This window comes from Mesorhizobium sp. M7D.F.Ca.US.004.01.2.1 (genome assembly GCF_003997785.1).
GTDB lineage: Bacteria > Pseudomonadota > Alphaproteobacteria > Rhizobiales > Rhizobiaceae > Mesorhizobium > Mesorhizobium loti.
Genome location: NZ_RZRQ01000456.1, coordinates 1 through 3663, shown reverse-complemented (window position 1 = coordinate 3663; position 3663 = coordinate 1). Strand labels below are relative to the sequence as shown.

Genomic DNA, 3663 nt, shown 5'->3' with positions numbered 1-3663 from the left:
GTGCTCGACTGGTCGACAGGCATCTACAATCCGCACGTCGACATCTCCCGCGACACCACGACGCTCTACGCGTCAGATCGCGATGTCTTTGTGTTCCTCGTCGACGATCTGAACCCGATCGAGGCCGGGCGGCTGCCAAATGGGGAACCGGATCTCTATTTCCGCGGCTTCTACTGCTGGAATTCCGAAGTCGGCGCCCGCACCCTCGGGATCGCCAGCTTCTATCTGCGCGCAGTGTGTCAGAATCGAAATCTGTGGGGCGTGGAAGATTTCGAGGAAATCACTATCCGCCACTCAAAATACGCGGCCTCCCGTTTCGCCCTGGAAGCCGAGCCGGCGCTGATCCAGTTTGCCGATTCCTCGCCCATGCCATTCGTCAACGGCATCAAGACGGCGCGGCAACGGATCGTTGCCAGAGACGACGAAGATCGCCAGGGTTTCCTGCGCAAGCGCGGCTTCTCCAAGTCCGAGACCACGAAGATCATCGATACTGTTCTCATGGAGGAAGGCAGACCACCGGAATCGATTTTTGATTTCGTGCAGGGCATCACGCGGGTCGCGCGCGACAAGCCGCATCAGGATGTCCGACTGGACATGGAGGGCAAAGCCAAGAAGCTTCTCGACTTCGCCGCCTGATCCTGCGCAGGCCGGCAACGAAAACTCTCGTCGCCGGCCTGCCTCCGGACCGTCTCCATCAATCCCAGCGCGGTCCTTCGAAGCAAGTGGAGGGTGCTTTTCTCGTGGGAGGACGCGGTGACGCCAACATGCTGAAGGCGCCTCGGGCGCGGCTCGGCCGCGTCTAGATCCGCGAGCCGAAACCAGCAGCGCTTCATGTCGAGCCTGCAAGTCGGGAGGCGGCGCTGGCGTGAGGCCTGGAGGCAGAGGGGGGAGGTGAGGGTTGATGACGGGCTTGGAGGTTCGGGGAGAGGCCCCGGGCCGCCCGTCATGGAGAACCTGACCATGGCAAAGAACGCCATTCAGAAGATCGCGATGAACGCCGCGGAGAACATTCCCTATGACAAGCTAATGCTGTCGCAGAAGAATGTTCGGCGCATCAAGGACGGCGTGTCGATCGAGCAGCTGGCCGAAGACATCGGACGGCGAAAGCTGATCCAGAGCCTGAACGTCCGTCCCGTGCTCGACGGCGAGGGCGAGGAGACCGGCACGTACGAGGTGCCCGCGGGCGGCCGGCGTTATCTCGCACTCGGCATCCTGATCAAGCAAAAGCGACTGGCCAAGAACGAGCCCATCCCCTGCATCGTCAACCGCGCGCAGGAAACTTCTGCCGAGGAGGACTCGCTTGCCGAAAATCTGCGGCGCGCCGACCTGCACCCGCTCGACCAGTTCCGGGCCTTCAAGACGCTCAGCGACCAGGGCCTCGATCCGGAGGAGATTGGCGCCCGCTTCTTCGTATCGCCGGCGACCGTAAGACAGCGTCTGCGGCTGGCATCGGTATCGTCAACGCTTCTCGAGCTCTACGAGAAGGACGAAATCCGGCTCGAACAGATCATGGCGTTTTCGATCTCCGACGATCATGCGCGCCAGGAGCAGGTCTGGGAGCGGATCTCCAGCTCGCACACGCAGGAACCGTATTACATCAGGCGTCTGCTGACGGAGACCACCGTTCGCGCCGATGATCGCCGTGCCGTCTATGTCGGCGCCGAAGCCTATGAGGCTGCCGGCGGGGTCATCCTTCGCGATCTCTTCGAGCAGGATTCCGGCGGCTGGTTCCAGGATGCCGCACTCCTCGAGCAGCTTGTCTTCGACAGGCTGAAGGTGGATGCCGAGGCGATGCGCGCCGAAGGCTGGAAATGGGTGGAGGCGGCGATCAGCTTTCCCTATGGCCACACCTCCGGCATGCGGCGCATCTACGCCGAGGCGCAGGAGCTCAGCGCCGAGGAGATCGAACGCTACGACGCGCTGAAGGCCGAATACGACAAGCTGGATGCGGACTATGCCAAGGCCGAGGATGCCGACGAAGCAATCGAGGCGAAGCTCGACCAGCTGGGCGCCGAGCTCGATGCGATCGATGATCGTCCTCAAAGCTACGATCCCGCCCAGAAGACCATTGCCGGGGTGTTCGTTACGCTCGCCGCGAACGGCAAGCTCCAGGTCGATGCCGGTTTCGTGCGGTCCGAGGACGAGCCGCGGACCGGGACCAGCGACGTCGATGAGGGCGAGGAAGGGAGCGCCGACGGCGGAACCCGATCCAACGGCGACGACGATGGCGATGGTGTTGCGGTCAACGGCAAGCCGGTGAACGACCCCTCTGGCGACGACGGCGAGGACGATAGCATCAAGCCCCTCCCTGATCGGCTCGTCTTCGACCTGACGGCGCAGCGCACGCTGGCGCTACGCAACGCGCTCGCCGGCGACGTCGATATCGCCATCATCGCCGCACTCCATGCCTTCGTCTTGCAGGTCTTCTATCGCTTCGCGCCGAACACGTGCCTGGAGATCAGCATGAAGAGCGGCAGCTTCAGCCAGGTTGACGGTCTTGCCGAGACCTCCTGGGCCAAGGAGATCGCCGAGCGGCACGAAGCTTGGGACCGCGATTTGCCCGATGAGGCGGAAGGCCTGTGGGACTTCCTTCTCGGCCTCGATGAAGCAAGCCGCAAGGCGCTTTTCGCGCACTGCGTCTCGCTGACCCTCAATGCGGTGGTCGAACCCTGGAACAGGCGAGCGAAGGCGCTCGAGCATGTAGATGTGCTTGGCCGCTCGATCCAGTTCGACATGGTCGACGCCGGGTGGACGCCCACTGTCGAGTTCCTCGGGCGGCTCACCAAGGCGCGGATTCTACAGGCTGTCCGTGAAGCCCGTGGCGCAGACTCCGCGCAGCTGATCGACCACATGAAGAAGGACATCATGGCCCGTGAAGCTGCCCGTCTTCTCGAAGGCTCGAACTGGCTGCCAGAGCCGCTGCGCGTTGAGATCGATGAAGTGTCTGCCGATGCTGGCGACGCGGCCGCCAGCGAGATGTCGGACGAGGCGGCTCTCGACGGCGATGCCGCCGAGCTGCCGGCCTTCCTCGCCGACGATGCGGACCCGTCCTCCGATGAGCCGGTGACCATAGACAGCGACGAGGCCGACCACCTTCAGGCCGCCGAATAACCGGCCTCACGCTCGCACCGGGCCCGGCACTCCCGCCGGGCCTAATCCAGTTCCAACTCACGCTCAAGCCCGGGATCCCCATAGCGCGCCCGGGCGGTTTTTTGTTTCATGGAGATCGACATGTTCGACTGGAAAAGATCCTGCTCCTACGACGAGCAGCAGAAGAGACGTTTCCACACCACCGCCCGTTCATGGCTGAAGAAACTCGCCGCCGAACTTGCCCTGCCGCAGGGAAGCTTTGACCTGCGCTCAAACAAGGCGGGCAGCGCCGTTTGCGGTGAAATTACCCTGCACCACGACCGTGCCTATATCCAGGTCGGCCAGTTCGGGCAGTCCTCTGGTCACGGCATCCTGATCCGCACCTGCAAGGGCCGCAAGGACTATACCGGCGGAGCCAACCACTTCGTCGCCCTCGGCATGCTGGACGACATCCCGGCGCTCGCCGCCGCCGTCCGTGCCATCACCGGGGTTGGTCGAGACGCTTCGTGTTCCTCCGAGCGACGCGCCGCCTAAACTCCTGCAAACCCCATCATCGCCAGTCCACGTGCCGGC

At 63.4% G+C, this 3663-nt stretch carries 2 protein-coding genes and 1 pseudogene; all 3 read left to right on the top strand.

The features are described from left to right. Positions 1–636, top strand: a pseudogene (locus EN993_RS32855) (DUF932 domain-containing protein); the annotation flags it as partial. A gap of 324 nt (positions 637–960) precedes the next feature. After that, positions 961–3111 carry a ParB/RepB/Spo0J family partition protein gene (locus EN993_RS32850; RefSeq protein WP_164757964.1) on the top strand — a complete coding sequence of 717 codons (2151 nt, stop codon included), beginning with the start codon at positions 961–963 and terminating at the stop codon, positions 3109–3111. Positions 3112–3231: 120 nt separating this feature from the next. Beyond that, positions 3232–3624, top strand: coding sequence for a hypothetical protein (locus EN993_RS32845; protein WP_164757963.1), 393 nt, complete (start codon positions 3232–3234; stop codon positions 3622–3624). The last annotated feature ends 39 nt before the right edge of the window (positions 3625–3663 follow it).